Genomic DNA, 22,973 nt, shown 5'->3' on the forward strand with positions numbered 1-22,973 from the left:
ATCTTTTTAAAACGGATCTAAATTTACTATAAAACTAGAACTTCTTATATTAATTGATCCCCTTAACTAAATTTCACAAATTTTATGTTTAATCTAATATTTTGAATATTTATGGTGAAAGAGATATGATGCGCGTACATCATATCTTTTACATCTATCCTCTTCGCTGACGTGCATCTGTAGCTCGTTTTAATGCTTCTCCAACGTTGCGCACACTTAACATGAGTAATAAAATAAGTGCAGCTGCTGGCATCCAAATCCACCAACGAAATTCAAGTGTTTGCGGATTTGTTGCATAGCTTAATAATGTCCCAAGACTAGGAGTACTTTCCGGAAACCCAAAGCCTAAAAAGGAAAGTCCTGATTCTAATCCAATATTAGCCGCTAGATTTAACGTCATATTTACAATAATAATGGACGTCAGATTAGGCAGTACTTGTGTAAACATTATTTTCAAATTGGAAGAACCTAGTGTTTTAGAGGCCTGTACATAATCAAGTTCTCTTTCCTGCAATGCCTTTGAACGAATTAGCCTGGCAATACCCATCCATAGAAAGGCGGTCATAATCAATGAAAACGAGACGATACTATATTTCGGTACCATTGCTACAAAAACGATAATAATCATTAGAAATGGCAAGATCATAAAGAAATCGAGTATCCGCATTAATACGTTATCGATATGTCCACCAAAATAGCCAGAAACGAGACCGAAAATAATTCCAATAAGTCCTGTCATTAATGTAACGAGTATACCAATCGATAATGAGTTTCGCGTGCCTATAATAAGCTGCCCGAATACATCTCTGCCACCATAATCCGTTCCGAGCCAAAATTCTTCTGATGGCGGTTGATGGATAGAGAATAAATCAACCGATACAATCTCATCCTGATCTAATACATAGGATGTACCGAATACAAAAGCTGTAATGGATATTAGAAAAATTAACGATACTAACGCGAGCTTATCACGAACAATTTCACGCCAAACGATAGAGAACCCTGAGGGACTTTTCGTTACATGCTGTAGTTCCTCTTTGTCTGTCATAACACCAACGTCTTTTCCCATTATTATCACCTCACTTATTTAATTCGAATGCGCGGATCAACCAAGCTTAAAATAATATCTGATAGCAATGCGCCTAAAATGGAGGCAATTCCAAACAGTAAGACTAGTGATGTTACCACACTGTAGTCACGCATCGTGATTGATTCCAAAAATAGCTGTCCCATTCCCGGAAAGCTGAAAATGGTTTCAACAAAGACTGTACCACCAATTAACATCGTAATTTCATAGCCAAAAAATGCCGCAATCGGTAATAAGGAGTTTCTAAAAATGTGTTTGTTATAAACTCTTGTTTCTGGCGCACCCTTTGCACGTGCAGTATGAATAAAGTCCTTTTGCTTTGTATCAATAATTTCATTTCTTAAATATTGAACCGTTCCCACTGTTGCGATTAAAGACATGGAAATTGCCGGTAATAACAAGTGGTTAATTTTACTCAGCACATAAGCAAAGCTTCCCGGTTCCATCCCTGGAGCGACACTTCCTCCTGTCGGAAACCAACCGAAATGAAATCCAAACAACCAAAGCATAACAAGCGCAAAAATAAATAGTGGCGTTGCAAATCCTAAATACGTATAACCAGTAATAGCTTGGTCAGCTAATGAATCATTATATCTTCCACTTATAATCCCAAGTGGAATTGCGATAATATATGTAAAAATTAAAGTTGCTAATGATAACCAGAGCGTATTCATAAGACGCTGCGAAATTAATTCTGTAACAGGCATTTTATATCGAAACGATTGTCCAAGATCTCCATGAAGCAAATCATCTACCCATCTTCCATATTGCTGATACCACGGATCATTTAATCCCATTTGTTCTCGTTTTGCCTCGATGGTGGCTGGATCAATGTTTGGATCAATCAATCCAGATAATGCATCACCAGGCATCATCTTCGCCATGATAAAAATTAAGACACTCAATAAAATAATTTGCGGAATCATAATTAGTATTCTCCGAACTGAAAACTTCCACATGTTATATCAACCTTTCTCAGGCAAAGCTACCAAATGCGTATCAGACACTGGCTGTAATTGATAGGCTAAGCCATCCTTATCAAAGTAATCATTATATGATTGCTCGTATTCCATTCTTACTTCTTCACGGAATTTCACAAGCTCGTCCCGCTTCTTTGGATCGATATCAGGAATTGCTGCTACAAGTCGCTTTGTATAGATATGCTGTGGATTCGTAAAAATCTCATCTGTTGTGCCTTCTTCTACAAAACGCCCTTTATACATAATTCCAATTTGATCACACATATGACGGATTACACCAAGGTCGTGTCCGATAAACATATAGGTTAGATCTAACTCTTTTTGAATGTCTTGCATAAAATTTAACACCTGTGCTTGTACCGATACATCAAGGGCAGAGACCGGTTCATCGGCAATAATCAGCTTCGGCTTTAATGCAATTGCTCTTGCAATTCCGATTCGTTGCCGTTGTCCACCTGAAAACTCATGTGGATATTTTAAAATACTTTCTGGACTTAAGCCGACTAATTCCAATAGCTCCTGTACGCGCTTTTTTTCTTCGCTTTTTGATAGAGATTCGAAATTTCGTAGTGGCTCGGCTACAATATCTCGCACCCGTTTCTTTGGATTTAAAGACGAATATGGATCTTGAAAAATCATTTGGACATCTTTACGAAATTCCGACTTTGACTTATGAAGATTCGTAATTTCTTTATCTTGAAATTTTATTTTCCCTGCTGTTATATTGTTTAATCCAATAATGGCTCTTCCTGTGGTCGTTTTTCCAGAGCCTGATTCACCAACCAATCCGTACGTTTTCCCTTTTTCCAAGGAGAATGTAACCCCATCAACTGCTTTTACATGTCCAACTGTTCTACCAAAGATTCCCCCCTTAATTGGAAAGTGAACCTTTAAATCCTCCACTTCAAGAAATGCCATGATGCGCTGCCTCCTTGCTCTCATCAGGAAAATGAAAATTTTTATAGCATGTACAACGTACAAAATGTCCTGGAGCTACTTCATGCAGCTCAGGGTTTTCCTCATGCTCCGATGCATCAATCCATGGAATTCTTGCACTAAAGCGACAGCCTTTGCGAGGTAGCTTTTGCAAGGCAGGAACAATGCCTTGAATAACATGAAGCTTTTCTCCTTCTCGTTCCGCATTGGGAATGGAGTTAAGCAATGATCTTGTATATGGGTGTAATGGGTGATCAAATAATGTATGCACATCCGCAATTTCTACAATTTGCCCAGCATACATAACCGCTACTCGATCGGCCATCTCAGCTACAACACCTAAATCATGCGTAATTAATATAATTCCAGCTTGGCTTCCATCCTTTAATTCTTTTATCAGGTCTAAAATTTGTGATTGGATCGTAGCATCCAAAGCCGTTGTCGGTTCATCAGCGACAAGTACCTCTGGATCATTTGCAATCGCCATAGCAATGACAACACGCTGTCTCATGCCTCCAGATAGCTCGTGTGGAAATTGACTAAACGTATGCGCTGCACGCGGTATGCCAACTTTGTTTAACAACTCTATTACTTTTTCTACCCGTTTTGTTTTCGACATATTTTTATTATGAAGCATTAATACTTCTCCGATTTGCTCTCCAACCTCCATTAACGGATTTAACGCAGTTAATGGGTCCTGAAAAATCATACCTAAGTCCTTACCACGTAGCTTATTTAATTTTGCTAATGACATGTTTGCTAAGTCTTGATCCTTATATAAAATATTCCCTTCAATTTTTGCTTTCGTATGTAATCCCATAATTGAAAAAGCTAGTGCGCTTTTCCCACATCCTGATTCTCCAACAATTGCTAATACTTCATTTTTATTTAGGGTCAATGTAACGTCATCAACCGCGGCATAATAATCATCCTTGATGCGAAAAGAAGTTTTTAAATGCTGTACTTTCAATAATTCCTCTGTCAATTTAATCCTCCTTTATATTACTACTTTAGTCTTTGAACAAATCATCCTATGATAATCTCATCACAGCATGACGTTCAACACATGCACTTTCTATGTATTATAATATTCAAATAATTTAACCTAATTATGACTAGGCAATAAATGACAGTAAAAGAAATTGCGTAATAAATTTGTAATATACTAACGATTGTTTAAGAGTATATAATATTTTCTGACTTATTACAAGTTTTTTAAAAGTAAATTTATAATATTTTTAGCTATTTTTTTCAAAATAACCACGAAATGTTCTATATTGGAACAAAATTAAAAGGGCTCACTGTCGCAAAATGAGCCCTTTTGGTTATTGTGTTTTGGAAGCTTTTGCATCCTTATTATATGTTTCATTATATAGGTGACAAGCAACCCAATGGTCCTTTTTATATTCCTGAAACTCTGGCACTACCTTTCCACATACATCCATGGCAAATGGACATCTTGTACGAAAGCGGCAGCCACTTGGTGGATTAATTGGACTAGGAATATCGCCTTCAATAATGATTCGTTCCCGGGTTCTTTCTACCTGTGGATCTGAAACAGGTATCGCGCTTAATAGCGCTTGCGTATATGGATGCAAAGGCTCTTCATATAGCGCATCACTTGTTGCAATCTCTACCATATTACCTAAATACATTACGCCAACACGATCGCTAATATGCTTTACCATCGATAAGTCATGGGCAATAAACAAATACGTAAGTCCATGCTCTTTTTGAAGTTTTTTCATAAGGTTTACAACTTGAGCTTGAATTGAAACATCCAGTGCGGAAATTGGTTCATCGGCAACAATAAAGTCTGGATTCACTGCTAGTGCACGAGCAATACCAATTCGCTGACGCTGCCCACCACTAAATTCATGTGGATAGCGATTACCATGTTCACTATTCAAGCCAACGGTTTCTAATAATTCATTCACACGATCAGAACGCTCCTGCTTTGTTTTAGCAAGACCGTGAATATCAATTCCTTCAGCAATAATATCTTTTACCGTCATCCTTGGATTTAAGGATGCATACGGATCCTGAAAAATCATCTGCATGCTACGATTAAACTTTTTCAATTCCTTTTTTGATTTTTTTGCATGGACATTTTCACCTTGGAAATGAACTTCTCCACCAGTAGCTTCGTATAATCTGAGGATTGTTCTACCTGCGGTTGATTTACCACAGCCTGATTCTCCAACAAGGCCAAACGTCTCTCCCTTAAAAATATCAAACGTAACGCCATCCACCGCTTTTAATACATTCGTACGGTCAATTTTAAAGTGCTTTTGTAAGTTTTTAATCTCTAATAGTTTTTCTCTCGCTTCAGCCATGCGTCTTTGTCCCCCCTACTAAAGCAGATTCCGGTATTTCCACATCAGGAGAACGCTCATCCAAAAGCCAGCATGCTGTCTTCTGAGTTTCGCTCACATCGGTATAAACAGGCATATGTTCCTGACATACCTTCATCGCAAATGGACAGCGGGTTACAAATGGACAACCTTTTGGAGGGTCGGCTAGATCAGGTGGTGATCCTGGAATTGCCTGCAGCTCTTCTTCCTTGCCATCAAGCTTTGGCATAGAGCCTAATAGTCCCCATGTATATGGATGCTTCGGATTATAAAATATTTCGTCTACATTGCCTGTTTCAACAACTTTCCCGCCATACATTACTGCTACGCGATGTGCAGCATTTGCAACAACACCTAGATCATGGGTAATTAAAATAATTGCGGTTCCGGTTTCCTCTTGCAATCCACGCATTAAATCTAGAATTTGTGCTTGAATAGTTACATCTAACGCCGTTGTTGGTTCATCAGCAATTAATATCTTCGGATTACAAGCTAGTGCAATAGCGATCATTGCCCGCTGCCGCATTCCTCCTGAATATTGATGTGGATATTGCTTAATTCGCGCTTCTGGATTAGGAATACCAACTAACTTTAATAGCTCTATACCACGTTGGTGTGCCTCGCTTTTTGACATGCGTTGGTGCTTAATTAAGCTTTCAGAGATTTGCCTTCCAACGGTCATCGTTGGATTAAGAGACGTCATCGGGTCTTGGAAAATCATGCTTATTTCTTTTCCACGAATATTCTCCATTTGCTTTTCGGATTTTTGGGTTAAATCCTCCCCATTAAATATTATACTTCCTCCAGTAAACTTTCCAGGTGGCATTGGAACTAAACGCATTAACGATTGTGCAGTGACACTTTTTCCAGAGCCAGATTCACCAACAATCGCTAACGTTTCCTTTTCTTTGAGATCAAAGGAAACTCCCCGCACTGCTTTTACTTCTGCTTTATACGTATCAAATGATACAGACAGGTCTTTAACTTCCAAAATTGTTTTCATTATCGTATCCCTCCCATTACTTACGTTCCTTTGGATCTAGCGCATCCCTTAAACCATCGCCAACGATATTAAATGCAAGCATCGTTAGACAGATAAAGAGAGCCGGGAAGAAAAGCTGGTATGGATAGTATTGGAAAGATGAAAGTGCATCAGAGGACATGGTACCCCAACTCGCTTTCGGAGCAGGAACTCCTAGTCCAAGATAGCTCAAGAAGGCTTCTGTAAAGATTGCACTAGGAATGGTCAATGTTAGCGTAACAAGAATTGGACCTAGTGTGTTTGGCACGAGATGTCGAAACATTAATCGTGAATTACTCGCACCCAGGGAACGAGAAGCCATTACATATTCCTCAGAGCGTAGCTGCATCACTTGTCCGCGTACAATCCTTGCCATATTAATCCATCCGGTAATCGTCATTGCTATAATTAATGTCCAAAGACCTTGCGGCATGATAACCATCAGTAATATTACAACAAGTAAATAGGGAACACTGTATAAAATATCTGCAATACGCATCATATACTCGTCCACTTTACCACCATAAAACCCTGCTACAGCACCCCAAATAACACCAATTACAAGATCGATCAATGATGCCATCAATCCGATAAACAAGGAGATTTTAGCGCCATACCATGTTCTGGCAAATACATCTCTTCCTAAGTTATCGGTTCCAAACCAATGCTCCGAAGAGGGAGATTGATTTGCATTTATCAAGTCATTTTCACTATAGTTTTGACCCGATATCGGTTCACCAATAAACGACATAATTCCTAGCAAGATAATAACAACGACACCAAATAATGCGAGTTTATTTTTTCTAAACCGCCGCCAAGCATCCTTCCAATAGGAGGTACTTTCGCCCGCAATTCGTTCAGCATCTTTTCCTTCCACATGTAATGGCTCAAAATCTGCCTGCTGTAGTTTTACTTGCGACATTATTCTTTCGCCCCCTTTGATGCTACTTTTATTCGTGGATCAATTAATCCATAAATAAGGTCGACTATGAGAATGGTTACAAGTAGTAAAACACTAAAAAAGACAGTTGTTCCCATAATGACTGTATAATCGCGATTCGTTACACTTACAACGAATTCATTTCCTAAACCGGGAATGCTGAATATCTTTTCAATTACAAAGCTACCTGTTAACACAGAAATAACCAATGGCCCCATGTACGAAACAACTGGTAAAATCGCATTTCTGAGCGCATGACGGTAAGTAACAATCCGCTTTCCTAAGCCTTTCGATTTCGCTGTTTTAATATAATCTGCATGTAGCACCTCAAGCATGCTAGAACGCATCAACCTAGCAATGAAAGCAAGTGGAGTCGAGGCTAATGCAACCGCTGGCAAAATCGTATGTGCAAACGATTCAAATCTGGCAATCGGTAGCATCCCTAGTTTAATAGAGAATACGTATTGAAGAATGGTTGCCATAATAAAGCTCGGTACGGAAATCCCCATTACTGCAAGAACCATTGCTGTATAATCCGGAAACTTATTATGCCACAAGGCGGCAATAACACCTAAAAACACACCAAAGGCAACAGCAATAAAAATCGCTTCCAGCCCTAAAATTAAAGAGTATGGAAAACTTCTTGCAATGATATCTGTTACCTCTTGTCCATCGTATTTAAAGGATGGTCCAAAATCCAACTGCACAGCATTAATCAGGTAATCAAAATATTGTTTATACAAGGGATCATTTAATCCGTAAGCTTCGAGCATCTGCTGCTCAATGGCTGGGGATGTTTTTCTTTCCGAGGTAAATGGCCCCCCCGGAGCAAGCTTCATGAGTAAAAAAGTTATGGTGATGATAAAAAACAAAGAAACTAAAATATAGCCAAATCGCTTTAATAAATATCTAGCCATGTATGAACACCTCCATCATCCTTTCGTCGATCCGCCAAATAATTATTTATCGACATATTTCTGTTTATTTCATCAGAATATTTTATCTTTTCAAAACAAAAGAGGGGTGACAACAAATCACCCCTGAAATACACACTCATTCTGCCACACTCGACATTCAAGGAAGCAAAAATTAGTGAATACATAGTTCATTTACCAAAACAACAATTTCACTGGCAGTTCAAGATTTATCAAAGGTGTTTGTTATTCTTGTTGTAGAATAGATTTCTGGGATCTTGGTTAAAACGGAAGGGAAAGTTGAGGAAAGCAATCTTCCCTCAACTTCACCATTCATTATTCTGCTGCGATATAGCCCCACTTGTACTGTACTACACCAAGTGGTGATACTTCGACGTTTTTAACCTTTTCATTATGTGTCCATACATTTGTATAGAAATAAATCGGTGCAATTGGAAGTTCTTCCATGAAAAGATCTTCTGCTTTATGAAGCAATTCCTCACGAGCGGCTACATCTGTTTCTTCTCTTGTTTGTTGTAAGATTTTTTGGTATTCAGCACTTTCCCAGTTTGTATAGTTGTTTCCACCTTTGGATTCAAAGATTTCTAGGAAGTTAATCGCATCATTAAAGTCTGCGATCCAGCCCATACGACCAACTTGGAAATCACCTGCTCCCATCGAATCTAGGTATACACCCCACTCTTCATTATTAAGCTCCACTTCAACACCAAGATTTTTCTTCCACATATCCTGCACCGCTTGTGCAATTGCAGCATGTGCTTCACTTGTGTTATAAGAAAGCTTAACTGTTGGCAGCTTATCTAGGCCTAATTCTTCTAAGCCTTTTTCTAAATACTTTTTCGCTTCTTCTACATCATTATCTTTAAAATAGCCTTCTTTATTTTCTGGGAAAATAGAAGGTGGTACAAGTGCCATTGCAGGCTGTTGCTCACCCTTTGTAATGTTCTCCACAATTCCTTGACGATTAACTGCTAAGGCAAAGGCTTTACGAATATTTACATTTGTAAATGGCTCTGCTTCCGTGTTAAACGCGTAATAATATACTCCAGCCTTTGGAGCAATATTTAATTTACCTTCCTGCTTATATGCTGGAATGGCTGCTAATGGAATCGTATCTGTTGGATCTCCCAACCAATCTATTTCACCACTGTCATACATTTGCTTTGCAGTATTTTCATCATCGATCATGTACATGTTAATCGTTTCAAGCTTTACTGTATCAGCATCCCAATATTCTGGGTTTTTCTTAAGCACGATTTCATCTTTGTGCTTCCATGTATCAAGTAAGAATGGACCATTCGTTACATATTTATCTGATACGTCTTGTGCCCATTTGTTATTTCCTTCTACTACTTTATGATTAACTGGAAAATAAGTATAAAATGCTGTTAGCTCTAAAAAGTAAGCAGTTGGTTGATTTAATTCAACTACTAAAGTATGGTCATCTTTTACTGTGATTCCTACATCATCAAGGGAACCACCATTTTCTTTTGCATCTTGCGCTCCCTTAATTGGGTATAGCTGATAAGCATAATCGGTATCTGCATTAGCAGGGTCTAATACCCATTTCCATGCAAATTCAAAGTCTTTTGCAGTTACAGGATCGCCATTGGACCATTTCGCATCTTGACGCAACTTAAATGTATACGTTAAACCGTCGTCAGACACTTCATTAGACTCAGCGATCGCTGGTTCTACTTTTCCTTCTTGGTTTACACGCATTAAACCTTCAAACACCTGATTCAATACAGCTCCTGAGGTTGTATCCGTTGCTAAACCTGGATGCAAGGAAGGTGGTTCCTCACGAATATTTACATTAAGTGTTTGATCTGCTGCCAAATCACCACTCGCACTATCTCCCTCACTTTGTTCCGCATTCTTGCCATTATCTTTTTCATCTTTATTTGCTTCATCATCTCCGCCACAAGCTGCTAAGAACAAGCTCATCGCAACAACCAAGACAAGAAGCAAAGACCATTTTTTCCACTTCATGAAAAGACCTCCCTAGGTTATTGTTTTATTTTTTTGGTAAACAGAATTATCTTTCAATTTACCCATGTCCATTATTATACTACTATTTTTTAAATATTTCATCCTATTCTTTCAATTTTTTATATTATTTTTATTGGTAAATTAGTTTTTAATTAAAATTATTGGCATTTTTAAGCTATTTTAAGGTCTTTTAGCCTGGTTATTTTATACTTGTTTAGCGCTTTTATAGTTCTAAAGGATTTGTTTTTATTCTGAGAAGACAAATTAAATTACGATGAGATATTTCTGTATCTAAATATAAAAAAATTTCATGGTTAAATGCATAAAAAAGTGTACGAAGAATGAAATTCATCCTCGTACACTTTTATAGCATATTATTCTGCTGCTAATGTTTCTTTTTGTGTCACACCAATTTCATGGAGATGATACGTAGGTGCGTTAGCAATTGAATAATTTACAATACGGTTATTTACAGGAACTAAAGCAGCACGGTATAACGTTGGGAAGACTGGAACTTCTTCTACCATCATTTCTTGCCACTCTTTATACACTTGTTGACGATATTCTGGATCAAAGGCTTTTTCAGATAATCCTTCTGCTAGAAGCTCGTCATTTTTCTCACTTGCATAGCGGGAGAAGTTAAACATTGCATCGCGACCATAAAGTCCAGATGGATCAACATCACTTGCTACTCCCCATGCACCTTGGTAAATATCAACTTTTGGATCATCGTTACCACCGTTACCTACACGGTTGTAGAATGTTTCAAATTCATGTAAACGTCCATCTAATAATTCAACCTTTAAGCCAACGTTTTCCCAAGCTTGAATATAGTATTTTGCTAATGGCTCAGCAGTGTCTCCGCCTTCCATCGTTGCAAAATTAATGACAAGCTCTTCTCCTTTTGGATTTTCACGAAAGCCGTCGTCATTTGTATCTTTATAGCCTGCTTCATCAAGAATTTCCTTTGCCTTATCTGGATCGAATGTTGGTGCATCAACATCATCAGAATGATAAGCAGGGTGTGATGGTGGAATCAAAGTGTTTGCACTCCAACGTAAACCGTGGTAGAAACGCTTACCAACTTCATCATTATCTACCGCATACCACATTGCTTTTCTTAAGTTAACATCTGCCATTTTCGCATTTGGATCTGGCTTTACTTCTTTCTTTTCTTTATCCCATGTACCTAGCTTAAAGCCAGTATAAGAATAAGCAAGATCAATTTTTCCTAAAAATTCTACATTGGACATTTCTGCATTATCCGGGTATTGATCAGTTGGAAATTCACTTACTAAATCGATATTTCCGCTTTCCAATTCCTTCACTACAACAGTTGGAGCAATTACTTTAATTGTTACTTTATCTAGCTTGGGCTCTCCACGCCAGTAATCGGCATTTTTCACCAATGTTACAGACTCTCCAGGTACAATGTTCTCTACTTTAAAAGGTCCGAATCCAATTGGATTTTTACGAACTTCATCAGATGAAGACATTTTATCTACTGGAATATCCTTGAAAATATGCTTTGGTAAAGCATACGGCCAAATTCCACCAGTTAATAGAGATGGATTTGATTCTTTATAGGTAATCTTTAATTGCTTGTCATTAAGTACTTCAACTCCTGAAATCGTATCCGCTTTTCCTGCGTGATACTCTTCCATTCCTTCAATGTTTTTGAAAGTGGAATCATAACGTACACCATCATACTTTGCGTTACCAATCACTTCATAAGCAAACGCCCAGTCTTCTGCTGTTACAGGCTCTCCGTCCTGCCAGTTTACACCATCACGAATCGTAAAAGTAAAAATACGTCCGTCTTCTACTTCAAAAGTAGCTGCACCGTCTTGAGTATAATTGTAGTTATTATCCATGTCTAATAGAGACTCATCCATCCACTCAAGAATTTTTGAATCTGGATTACCATCATAGAAATTCCAGTTTAATGTTCCTGCAAACGGACTGCTAGAAACTAAACCATACGTAATTTCTCCACCGTCAATGGCTTCTCCCTCATTTGTTTTATCGGTGCTAAAATCTTCGATGGAATATAGACGTTCTTCTTCTTTGCCTTTTGAATCGTCTTTTCCACACGCTGCAAGCGTAAGTAGCGCTACAAGCATTAGTGCCAATAGCACTTTTCCTAACGTTGACTTTCTCATGTTGACTCCTCCTTTTATTTTCTTGTTGTATATGTCTCGCGTTGATTCGCTTGACCAACAAATTTATACTCAACATCTAAATAGATGTAGGTAACATTTTACTAGGCTACAGCTATCGCAAGCCTCACCTCCTAAAAATCAACATTATTGTGATGCAATTCAGAAAAATAACAATATACCGGAGCTAGAACAAAATGACATTCCCTACTCCTAAACAATCCATTACATTGCAGTGCGAAAAATAGGTTCGCTTCCCACGGACATAGCCTCAACTAACTTGGAAAAGCGTACTCTCTTTTCCAAGTGGATTTTTCGACGTACAGGACGTAGCGATTTTAGTCTGCGTTCCCCTAGTGCCTTTTCCGTCGGAGTCTCACCTATTTCCACTGCACATTAGTACCATTTACTCCGAATAAAAATTCTTTTATACCTATTAAATATTATCCTCTTCGTTGTCTTGCATCTGTTGCTCGTTTTAATGCTTGTCCAACATTATTAACGCTTAACATAAGGAATAAGATCAAAATAGCTGCCGGAACCCAAATCCACCAACGATATTCTAATGTTTGCGGGTTTGTTGCATAGCTTAGCAGTGTTCCAAGACTTGGTGTGTCTTCAGGAAATCCAAAGCCAAGAAACGATAATCCTGATTCCAATCCAATATTTCCAGCTAGATTTAATGTCATGTTAACGATAATAATCGAACTTAGATTAGGAAGAACCTGTGTAAACATAATTTTTAAGTTGGATGAGCCTAGCGTTTTAGAAGCCTGTACATAATCCAATTCTTTCTCTTGCAATGCTTTCGATCGAATGAGTCTTGCGATTCCCATCCATAAAAAAGCTGTCATAATTAATGAAAAAGAAATAACGCTATATTTCGGTACCATCGCTACAAAAACGATAACAATCATAAGAAATGGTAAAATCATAAAAAAGTCTAAAATACGCATCATGATATTATCTACAGTACCACCGAAATAACCTGAAACAAGGCCATAAATAATACCAATAACACCTGTCATTAGCGTTACAAGGATACCTATGGACAAGGAATTTCTTGTTCCAATTAGTAATTGTCCAAAAACATCCCGACCACCATAATCGGTTCCTAATATAAATTCATCATTTGGTGCCTGGTGAATCGAAAGTAGATCAACCTTTACAATCTCTTTATAATCTAGAAAGAAGGAAACCCCGTATACTGTCACAGTAATTAGCACTAAAAAAATAAGTGATACGAGCGCTATTTTATCTCTTACAATTTCACGCCAAAGAATGTGAAAGCCCGAGGGACTCTTGCTTGCTTTCTCAACCTGCTCTGTATCAGCTACTGCACTACTATCTTTTATCAATTTTCATCACCTCAGAGTCTTTCGAACTTATTTAATACGAATACGTGGATCAACTAAACTTAAAATAATATCTGATAAGAGTGCCCCTAAAATGGTTGCTATTCCAAATAACAACACAAGTGCAGTTACTACACTGTAATCACGCATCGTGATCGATTCTAAAAATAGTTGTCCCATTCCTGGATAACTAAATATAGTTTCCACAAACACTGTTCCGCCAATCAATCCCGTAATTTCATATCCAAAAAAGGCGGCAATCGGTAGTAAGGAGTTTCGTAAAATATGTCGATTGTAAACCCTTGATTCGGATGCACCTTTTGCTCTTGCAGTTAAGATAAAATCCTTTTGCTTCGTATCTATAATCTCATTTCGCAAATATTGCACGGTACCAACGGTTGCAATTAAGGCCATCGAAATCGCAGGAAGCAATAAATGCTGTATTTTACTCATGACATATTCAAACGTGCCTGGCTCCATCCCAGGCGCGACACTTCCCCCAGTTGGGAACCAGCTAAAGTGAAAACCAAAAATCCAAAGCATAACTAAAGCGAAAATAAATAATGGTGTTGCAAACCCAATGTATGTGTAGCCTGTTATAAATTGATCTGCCCAAGAGTCATTATAACGACCACTGATAATCCCTAGTGGAATTGAAATCGCATAGATTAAGATTAATGTAGCTAAGGATAACCAGAATGTATTTGCAAGACGTTGGCCGATCAGCTCTGAAACAGGCATTTTAAATCGGAACGATTGACCTAGATCTCCATGAAATAATCCTTCTACCCAATCTCCATATTGTACATACCACGGATCGTTTAAGCCGAGCTGTTCTCGTTTTGCCTCGATTGTTTCTGCATCGATATTCGGATCAATTAATCCAGATAATGCATCGCCTGGCATCATTTTAGCCATTAAGAACACGAGCACACTTAATAGTATTATTTGAGGTATCATTATTAAAATTCGTCTTACTGTAAATTTCCACATTTAAAATCAACCTTTCTCCGGTAAAGCCACTGAATGCGTTTCAGATATAGGCTGTAATTTGTAAGCTAAGCCTTCTTCATCAAAGTAATCATTATATGATTGTTCATACTCCTCTTTTACTGCTTGACGGAATTGTGCTTGCGCTTCCCGTTTGTTTGGATCAATATCCGGAATTGCAGCAACTAACCGCTTTGTATAAATGTGCTGTGGGTTATCAAATATATTTGCAGTAGTTCCTTCTTCCACATAACGACCTTTATACATGATTCCGATATGGTCACACATATGTTTGATTACTCCTAGGTCATGACTAATAAAGAGATAGGTTAAATCCAATTCTTTTTGAATCTCTTGCATAAAATTGAGCACCTGAGCCTGTACAGAAACATCAAGTGCAGATACTGGTTCATCCGCAATAATCAATTTAGGCTTTAAAGCAATCGCCCTAGCAATTCCAATCCGTTGTCTTTGACCACCAGAAAATTCATGCGGATATTTTAGAATACTTTCTGGACTAAGACCCACTAATTCTAGAAGCTCCTGTACGCGCTTTTTTTCTTCCTGCTTCGATAATTTTTCAAAGTTACGTAATGGCTCTGCAATTATATCCAAAACACGTTTTTTCGGATTCAAAGAAGAATATGGATCCTGAAAGATCATTTGAATGTCCTTGCGAATATCAAGCTTTGCCTTTTTAATATTCGTAATATCATGGCCGTTGTATGCAACCTTTCCTGAGGTTATATTATTCAAGCCAATGATTGCTCGGCCAGTTGTTGTTTTTCCTGATCCTGATTCTCCAACAAGGCCATATGTTTTTCCTTTTTCCAATGAAAAGGATACGCCATCTACAGCCTTGATGTGGCCAACAGTTCTTCCAAAAATACCACCTTTAATTGGAAAGTGTACCTTCAAATCCTCCACTTGCAAAAATGTCATGATGTTGCTCCTCCTTGCGATTCATCCGGAAACTGAAACTCTTTATAGCATGTGCATCTAACGAAATGTCCTGGGGTTACTTCATGCAATACTGGGTTTTCTTCATGTGCATCTTTATCGACCCATGGAACTCGCGGGCTAAAACGACAGCCTTTACGAGGTAGGTTTTGCAATGCAGGTACAATTCCTTGGATAACATGCAGCTTTGACTGTGTCTCTGATGCATTTGGAACAGAATTTAATAATGATCTCGTGTAAGGGTGCTTCGGATTGGAAAATAATGTTTGGACATCGGCAATTTCAACGATTTGACCAGCATACATTACCGCCACTCGGTCAGCCATTTCTGCTACAACACCAAGATCATGCGTAATCATAATAATTCCAGCATGCATATCCTCTTTTAGCTCTTTAATTAAATCTAAGATTTGCGATTGGATGGTTACATCAAGAGCTGTCGTTGGTTCATCTGCTATGAGAAGCTCCGGTTCATTCGCAATCGCCATTGCTATAACAACACGCTGTCTCATTCCTCCAGATAGCTCGTGTGGAAATTGGCCAAACGTATGCGCAGCACGCGGTATACCAACTTTGTTTAACAACTCTATTACTTTTTCTACCCGTTCTGTTTTCGACATGCTTTTATTATGAAGCATTAACACTTCGCCGATTTGCTCTCCAACTTCCATTAACGGATTTAATGCAGTTAACGGATCTTGGAAAATCATCCCCATATCTTTACCACGTAGTTTATTTAGCTTTGATGCAGGCATATTGGCAATGTCTTGGCCTTTATAAAGAATATTCCCTTCAATTTTCGCACGGTTATGAAGTCCCATAATAGAGAATGCTAATGCACTCTTTCCACAGCCTGATTCCCCTACTATTGCCAGTACTTCATTTTTATTTACTGTTAATGTTAAATCATCAACAGCTGCATAATAATTATCTTTTATACGAAACGACGTCTTCAGGTTTTTTATTTCCAATAATTGATTAGACAATTTCAATTCCCTCCACCTTGTTTGTTTCTAAATTAAATGTAGCATTTCGATTATTGTGCCTGAACATTGAATATAGATTTGCCTCAAAATAAAAAAACACCGTATATTTTTATTTTATTAAGACGAATAACAGTTCCTTAGGTTACCCAATTTCTATATAATATAAAACGTGATTATAATAGAAAATTCAGAATATACACTCGTAGAAAGCCGATGAATATTCTGATAATTTGCTTTTATTATTTTTATTATGAGGACTATTATACTACCATTTTAAAAATATTGCACCCCATTCTTTATAAAAATTTTTGAAAAAAACGATATTTTTTAATTTAATATATTCCGATTTTTCATGAAAATCAGCCTTTTAAACCTTCATTTTATACGTTTTATTAAAGTTTCTTTGTTTAAAAACTGTCACTAGTTTCCTCTTTGATAAACAATACTTTCAGAGATAATTTCATTTAACGACACTAGACATAAAAAATCACCCTTTAAACATTTACTCTCTGTAGAAAGTAGTTGTAAAGGATGATATCCTATCTATTTAACGACAACTTTTGCTTCGCTTTATGCCACTATTCTTGTTTTGCATGAAGATAAATTCCGATAACCGTTACAATAATTGCTAATGTGCCTGCCATAATATAAACATTGGAATACCCCTTTTCAACAACATTAGCAACAATTTTCAAAGCTTCCTTCTGAATTGTTGGATCCGTTATTTTGTTGATTTGCGAAACGAGCGCTTCATAATTCCCCTCTAAGGCTCCACCGGAAAAGTTAAATAGCGAAGAATCATATTTCTTATCCAGTACAGGTTGTACCTTCACAAATGCTCCGGTAATAAACCCTGCATAAGCAGTTGGAAACAAAGTTAATCCAACCTGTCTAATTAAGGACAGTGTGCCAAGTGCTGATCCCTGCTCGCCATGTTTGGCACTTTCTCCAACCAGGACATTTAACGGAGCGCCAAGCAGAATACCAAGTCCGATTCCGGCCAAAGTACTAGCAACGAAAAATAACGAAAAGCCCGCAATAAATGGGAATAGAAAGAAGCCTATAATTCCAATTATACCTGCAAGAATAACCGTTTTGATTGCTCCATATCGATCTGTTAACACACCACCAACTCCTGCGCCAATACCCGACGCTACTGCCATAGGTGTGAGCCAATAACCTGCCTGTTCTACTGGAATTTGTAGCACTTGTTGTACATAAGAGGGAATGAAAATAATTCCTGCTAAAAAACCTCCGGAAAGAAAGCCTAATAGCAGTGTGAGTTGAAACTTTTTACCTTTCAGTAGAGAAAAGGCTACGATTGGATCGCCACCCTCTTTTTCTACCTTTTTTTCAAATCGGAGAAAGATAACGAACAACAAAGCGCCAGAAAGTAGAAAAGGAAGAACCGTTAATTGAAGGATCCCGCCTAGAAAGGCTGCATTATTTAAATTAGTTATCCCATACATAAACGCTAAAATTCCAGCACCTAATAATAAGCTTCCTGTAAAATCAAGCGGCTTCGTATTGACCGAGGTCGTTTCGTTTATCTTAATAGTGCCAAAGATTACAAGAAAAACTGCAATCGGGATATTAATTAAAAACATCCAATGCCATGATCCAGTTAGATCTAAAATAATTGCTCCAAGATTAGGACCAATGACAGCGGCGAGTCCATTCATTCCGCCAAGTATACCTAACGCTTTCCCTTGCTTTTCTTTCGGTAGTGTTGCCAAAATATGTGAGCTACCAATAATAAAAATTCCGCCTCCACCGATAGCTTGAATTAATCGTGAAGCAAGCAAAAATGTGAAGTTTGGACTCATTGCAACGAGCAAAGAGCCAATTCCAAAAATAGTAATTTCAATTAAAAATAAACGCTTTCTTCCAAATCGGTCAGAAAGTTTTCCAATGATTGGCACACTTATAGCAATCCCAAGCGTATACAAGGTAATCGTCCATGCTCCCCAGGAAGGTGAAACGCCAAAGGAAGCATTAATGGTTGATAACGCTGTACTGATGATGCCATTATCCAAGCCTGCCATAAAAACACCAATTGTAAATAAAGTTAGCGGCCATTTTTGTGACCCTTGTGTGTTTTTCTGTACCGTCATATGTACAGCTCCCTTCTTATTGGATGAGATGAAACCATTTATTATTGAAAAAAGCAAAGACCTCTATTTTTGAGCCCTTTGCTTCCTCCTGTTTGCATGCCGTATATTAGCTAAATAGCCCTTTAATAAAGTTGCTTAACGCCTCAAAAATCTGATTAAAGAAATTGCCAACGTTTTGCCAAAATCCTTCATCATTTACTAATTCACCTAATTTATCTTGAACTTTTGAAGCTATATCATTCAATTGTTCCTTTACATTATCAAAATTGATATTTAAATCTCGCATTTTCTCGAATAAATCAATCAATAGCTGACGATCTTTTTCATTTAACGAGATTTCCAATTTATCAAGCTGCTCTTTTACGATCTTTTCTACGTCTTCTTTTGTAGCTGGATTTTGTTCAGCAATAGCCGTTTTAATTTCTGTTAGTAGCTCACTTACTTTTTCTTGACTAAGTCCTTCTTTTTTTGCTAATTCCGAAGCAATCCCAAGCTCTTCATTGGCTAGCTCCATTCGCTCTTTATCAAGCGCCACTCCCTTGACATCAAATGCTTTATAGATCCCAGTTAACGCTGAATGACCACTTACCTTTACAGGAGAAGCAACAAGAACCGTTGCGTTTTCTACACCAGCAGTTAGTAATGCGTTTGCATACATTTCATTTGTTACTTCTGTAATATTTTCTTGTGTCACGATATCGATTTGGAGTCCTTTTCCCGACTCCTCGACTGTTATTTTAGCTGAAGAATACATATTGGAGTTTGGATTACCGCCAATATATGCTGCTCCATCCTCTCCCGTTACAATATATTCATCAACTGTATCATCATTAGAAACCTTTAATAGTTTACGTGTTTCTTCCTTTTGCTTTTCAGTTAGCTTTTCACCTAATACAACAATTGGTACACCAAGTTTTTCATTAACGCTTTTAGAACTATCTCCACCATTGTCAGCAAATGCTGGCGCATAAATACCTAGAATAAGACCAAAAAGCATCGTAGCAACTGCTATTTTTCTTAGGTTACGTTTCATTTTATCTTGTCCCCTTTACTCATCATTTGATTACTCCATGTATATGCTCGTCCAACTTATTTTTTCATCTTTTCATCATTATACCCTTTTCTACTCACTTTGAAAATTTCTCCTATATAAGTAGATAAAAACTCTTTGACCTGAGCATAATCCTTTCTTTTAACTCCCAAATTATATATATTTAGAGCGTCGAAGTAAATTGGTAGAAAGAAGGTTTTATAATCAACAATCAACCAATAACGAAAAACAAAAATTTAACAATTATGTGGCTAGCAAACTTTTTTATTGCCGGAAGTATTACCATGGTACTGCCATTTATTTCTTTATATGTTGAGTCGTTTGGAAGTTTTTCTGATGCTTATGTGCAAAATTGGTCAGGATGGATATTCGGAATTACCTTTGTTGCAGCCTTTATTTTCGCACCAATTTGGGGAAGAGTTGGGGACAAGTACGGCAGGAAACCATTACTCATTATTTTTGCCATTGGATTAGGACTATCTGTCTTTTTAATGGGCTTTGCCTCTAATGTTTGGCAACTGTTTCTCCTCCGATTATTAATGGGAATATTTACAGGTTTTATTCCGATGTCCCAGGCATTGATTTCTACACAAACTCCACGTCATATTGCTGGTAGAGTGTTAGGCACTTTACAGACCGGAAGTATTACTGGTTCTTTAATGGGGCCGATGCTTGGCGGTGTATTAGCTGACACCATTGGCTTTTCTACCACTTTCAAGTGGACCTCCATCACCGTCTTTATTTCTGCTATTATTGTATGGATTGGCGTAAAAGAGCAACGTCTCCCTAAAGTAGATAGCAAAGAATATCAATCCTATTCTAGTAAGGAAGTATTCCTTCATATAATTAAACACCCTTTATTACTTGTCGTAATGCTGATTTCCGTACTCGTTCAAGTGGCTCACTTCAGTATACAACCCATTCTATCATTGTATGTAGCAGAAATTCACGGTACCGCTAGTATTGCGTTTTTCTCTGGGTTGGCATTTTCTGCTGCTGGACTAGGGAACTTACTCATGACTCGTTCATGGGGAAGACTAGGTGATCGCTTAGGGTATATTAAAATTTTAATCATTCTATTATTTATGGCAGGTATCGTATATTTCCCGGGTGCATTTGTCACAAATATATGGCAGCTTATCGTACTTCGTTTCTTGCTAGGCATTTCAATCGGCGGTATTATTCCTGTAAGAATTGCCTACATTCGACAGGCTGCACCTTTATCCATGCAAGGAGAGGTGCTCGGCTATAATACAAGTCTTCGATTTTTAGGTAATATTATCGGGCCAGCACTTGGTGGAGCTCTAGCAGGTTTTTTTGGTTTTTCTTCCGTATTTTTTGTTACAAGCTCCTTGCTCTTATTGAGCGGGGGCATCATGCTCTCTGCTTGGCTTAAACATCAAAATCGCGAAAAGCAGGCCCATTTCGATGAAGCCTAATTATAAGAGGAAATGCCTTTTTTTAGTCTGACTAATTACCAATCATTGAATTCCGGCTCTATCTGTGTTACAACTATCAAAGTAAGCAGTGTTTTTAGTATTATGAAGCAGAAAGAACGTGATTATTTGGGTATCGTCATCGTTGAAGTGTGTGATGGAAATCAAATTACAACTTTAAATATAGAGGAAATTCTTGAAGCTGAATTTCCAGAAGTCGCTGTATTAGTAAATGATTGTTTATCCTTTTGCGGCTTGTGCAGAGTAAAACCATATGCATTAGTGAATAACAAACGTGTATTTGGAAATACTCCTGAAGAATGCTTGGCTAAAATAAGAGAAGCAATTAAAGAAGAACTGACTCTTTATCAATAAGAGCAGTTCTTCTTTGTTTCGACAGTTCATAGCAATCATCTTATTTCCTGGGAAATATTGTCGAACGATTAATTTCATAATTACTGTTTATACACAACAGCATCCATTTCAACCATAACATCCTTCGGTAAGCGGCTAACTTCAACTGTTGCACGTGCAGGATATGGCTGTTTTAAATAAGATCCATAGATTTCATTTACCGTTGCAAAGTCATCCATGGACGAAAGATAAATTGTAAATTTAACAACCTGCGAAAAATCAGTATTTGCTTCTGTTAAAATCGCCTTTAAATTCTCTAATACTTGCTTTGTTTGTGCTTCGATTCCTTTTACCACTTCTCCATTTGTTGGATCAATTGGAATCTGACCCGAGACGTAAACAAAGTCACCTGCTTGGATTGCTTGCGAATAAGGTCCAATAGCTGCTGGAGCATCTTTCGCATAAATTTCTTTAATCATGGTCTATTCTCCTCCCCATCCGAAAAATTATTAAATGCAAGCTTGTCTTTTTTAATAATAACATGTTCACATCTCTCATTGCTTGTTATATGGAAAAATCGCGTTCTATCGCCGTCATCTTTATCAGCTTTAATGCAAGGCTTCCTTGCAATAACTACTTTCATGACTAGAATATCCTAATTTAAAGCAATAGCGTTGCGATATTGAAGTACATCACGAACATAATAAATATCTCCATAACACGCATTATACTGCTTGGCTTCTTTGCGAAGACATGAATAAATAGTAGGATCTGATGCTTGCTCATACATTTTTCTTGAAAATTCGATCGCTAGATTTTGTGAATAGCTGGACCCCTGTTTCTTGACGAATGAAACAAACCCTTTTCCAAAGTTATAGGATTGAATTGCTAATTCCACATCTCCGTCCGCAGCTTGAAGCGTTTCCGAAAAATAATAAACACCTTGCTTAATCGACTTCTCCGGATCTTTAATACAGCCTCTTTTTCCACAATAGCTTTCGGACGATTGCATTGGATCTTGACCACGTCCACCAGATTCTTGCATCATCATAGCTAACAAAACATCTACATAATTGGATACACCATATTGTTCAGCGTATTTCTTCACGACCGGTTGATAACCATATACCGCTTCGCTTACGAATGCTGTGCTGTCATACTGTGATTGAGGTTCGATATCGTTATGCATTGTCACTGATAGCGCAAATAGTACCACGCATAGAAAAGCAGCAACTAGAAATGCTTTTTTTATCGCTGTTTTTGTTTTTTTTCTCATTTCTATCGTATCCTTCTGTTTTATGAAAAGCTATTATACACAGATTT

Annotated in this window: 20 protein-coding genes; 2 read left to right on the plus strand and 18 right to left on the minus strand. The window is 37.6% G+C overall.

The window, feature by feature from the left end:
• Positions 1-154: 154 nt before the first annotated feature.
• The 16 genes from QBK89_RS06450 to QBK89_RS06525 all read right to left on the minus strand — a co-directional run bounded on the left by QBK89_RS06450 (position 155) and on the right by QBK89_RS06525 (position 19,842).
• The gene (locus QBK89_RS06450; protein ID WP_284140207.1) at positions 155-1,069 is read right to left on the minus strand and encodes an ABC transporter permease; all 915 of its coding nucleotides are present in this window, start codon (positions 1,067-1,069) and stop codon (positions 155-157) included.
• 14 nt (positions 1,070-1,083) lie between these two features.
• On the minus strand, positions 1,084-2,046 hold the full coding sequence (gene opp4B, locus QBK89_RS06455; protein WP_284140208.1) for an oligopeptide ABC transporter permease: 963 nt from the start codon (positions 2,044-2,046) through the stop codon (positions 1,084-1,086).
• Positions 2,047-2,052: 6 nt separating this feature from the next.
• Positions 2,053-2,985: an ABC transporter ATP-binding protein gene (locus QBK89_RS06460; RefSeq protein ID WP_284140209.1), complete on the minus strand. Its 933-nt coding sequence runs from the start codon at positions 2,983-2,985 to the stop codon at positions 2,053-2,055.
• Complete coding sequence (locus QBK89_RS06465; protein WP_284140210.1) at positions 2,972-3,988, minus strand: ABC transporter ATP-binding protein; 1,017 nt, start codon at positions 3,986-3,988, stop codon at positions 2,972-2,974. The genes QBK89_RS06460 and QBK89_RS06465 overlap by 14 nt, the downstream gene beginning before the upstream one ends.
• Before the next feature lie 340 nt (positions 3,989-4,328).
• Entirely contained in the window at positions 4,329-5,339 is a 1,011-nt protein-coding gene (locus tag QBK89_RS06470; RefSeq protein WP_284140211.1) for an ABC transporter ATP-binding protein, read from the minus strand.
• On the minus strand, positions 5,332-6,360 hold the full coding sequence (locus QBK89_RS06475) for an ABC transporter ATP-binding protein (RefSeq protein ID WP_284140212.1): 1,029 nt from the start codon (positions 6,358-6,360) through the stop codon (positions 5,332-5,334). Before QBK89_RS06475 ends, QBK89_RS06470 begins: the two co-directional genes overlap by 8 nt.
• A 16-nt stretch (positions 6,361-6,376) precedes the next feature.
• Positions 6,377-7,300: an ABC transporter permease gene (locus QBK89_RS06480; RefSeq protein WP_284140213.1), complete on the minus strand. Its 924-nt coding sequence runs from the start codon at positions 7,298-7,300 to the stop codon at positions 6,377-6,379.
• Entirely contained in the window at positions 7,300-8,235 is a 936-nt protein-coding gene (locus QBK89_RS06485) for an ABC transporter permease (protein WP_284140214.1), read from the minus strand. Before QBK89_RS06485 ends, QBK89_RS06480 begins: the two co-directional genes overlap by 1 nt.
• 333 nt (positions 8,236-8,568) lie before the next feature.
• Positions 8,569-10,245 carry a peptide ABC transporter substrate-binding protein gene (locus tag QBK89_RS06490; RefSeq protein WP_284140215.1) on the minus strand — a complete coding sequence of 559 codons (1,677 nt, stop codon included), beginning with the start codon at positions 10,243-10,245 and terminating at the stop codon, positions 8,569-8,571.
• A 374-nt stretch (positions 10,246-10,619) separates the two neighbouring features.
• Entirely contained in the window at positions 10,620-12,407 is a 1,788-nt protein-coding gene (gene opp4A / locus QBK89_RS06495; protein ID WP_284140216.1) for an oligopeptide ABC transporter substrate-binding protein, read from the minus strand.
• 440 nt (positions 12,408-12,847) lie between these two features.
• Positions 12,848-13,762 carry an ABC transporter permease gene (locus QBK89_RS06500; protein ID WP_284140217.1) on the minus strand — a complete coding sequence of 305 codons (915 nt, stop codon included), beginning with the start codon at positions 13,760-13,762 and terminating at the stop codon, positions 12,848-12,850.
• Positions 13,763-13,789: 27 nt separating this feature from the next.
• The gene (opp4B, locus tag QBK89_RS06505; RefSeq protein ID WP_284140218.1) at positions 13,790-14,752 is read right to left on the minus strand and encodes an oligopeptide ABC transporter permease; all 963 of its coding nucleotides are present in this window, start codon (positions 14,750-14,752) and stop codon (positions 13,790-13,792) included.
• Between the two features lie 6 nt (positions 14,753-14,758).
• Positions 14,759-15,691, minus strand: coding sequence for an ABC transporter ATP-binding protein (locus tag QBK89_RS06510; RefSeq protein ID WP_284140219.1), 933 nt, complete (start codon positions 15,689-15,691; stop codon positions 14,759-14,761).
• Positions 15,688-16,695 carry an ABC transporter ATP-binding protein gene (locus QBK89_RS06515; RefSeq protein ID WP_284140220.1) on the minus strand — a complete coding sequence of 336 codons (1,008 nt, stop codon included), beginning with the start codon at positions 16,693-16,695 and terminating at the stop codon, positions 15,688-15,690. Before QBK89_RS06515 ends, QBK89_RS06510 begins: the two co-directional genes overlap by 4 nt.
• Positions 16,696-17,273: 578 nt before the next feature.
• Positions 17,274-18,809, minus strand: coding sequence for an MFS transporter (locus QBK89_RS06520; RefSeq protein ID WP_284140221.1), 1,536 nt, complete (start codon positions 18,807-18,809; stop codon positions 17,274-17,276).
• 106 nt (positions 18,810-18,915) lie between these two features.
• Positions 18,916-19,842, minus strand: a complete 927-nt coding sequence (locus QBK89_RS06525; protein ID WP_284140222.1) for a DUF1002 domain-containing protein — start codon at positions 19,840-19,842, stop codon at positions 18,916-18,918.
• A gap of 263 nt (positions 19,843-20,105) precedes the next feature.
• Between QBK89_RS06525 and QBK89_RS06530 the strand changes: the two genes are divergently transcribed.
• Together QBK89_RS06530 and QBK89_RS06535 are read left to right on the plus strand one after the other, a co-directional pair.
• Positions 20,106-21,299, plus strand: coding sequence for an MFS transporter (locus QBK89_RS06530; protein ID WP_284140223.1), 1,194 nt, complete (start codon positions 20,106-20,108; stop codon positions 21,297-21,299).
• Positions 21,300-21,425: 126 nt separating this feature from the next.
• Positions 21,426-21,671, plus strand: a complete 246-nt coding sequence (locus QBK89_RS06535) for a YuzB family protein (protein ID WP_284140309.1) — start codon at positions 21,426-21,428, stop codon at positions 21,669-21,671.
• Between the two features lie 80 nt (positions 21,672-21,751).
• Here QBK89_RS06535 and QBK89_RS06540 read toward each other — a convergent pair whose 3' ends face one another.
• Positions 21,752-22,129, minus strand: coding sequence for a RidA family protein (locus tag QBK89_RS06540; protein WP_284140224.1), 378 nt, complete (start codon positions 22,127-22,129; stop codon positions 21,752-21,754).
• Between the two features lie 176 nt (positions 22,130-22,305).
• Entirely contained in the window at positions 22,306-22,926 is a 621-nt protein-coding gene (locus QBK89_RS06545) for a lysozyme family protein (protein ID WP_284140225.1), read from the minus strand.
• Positions 22,927-22,973 lie beyond the last annotated feature (47 nt).

Source organism: Virgibacillus sp. LDC-1 (assembly GCF_030137545.1).
Classification (GTDB): Bacteria; Bacillota; Bacilli; order Bacillales; family Amphibacillaceae; genus LDC-1.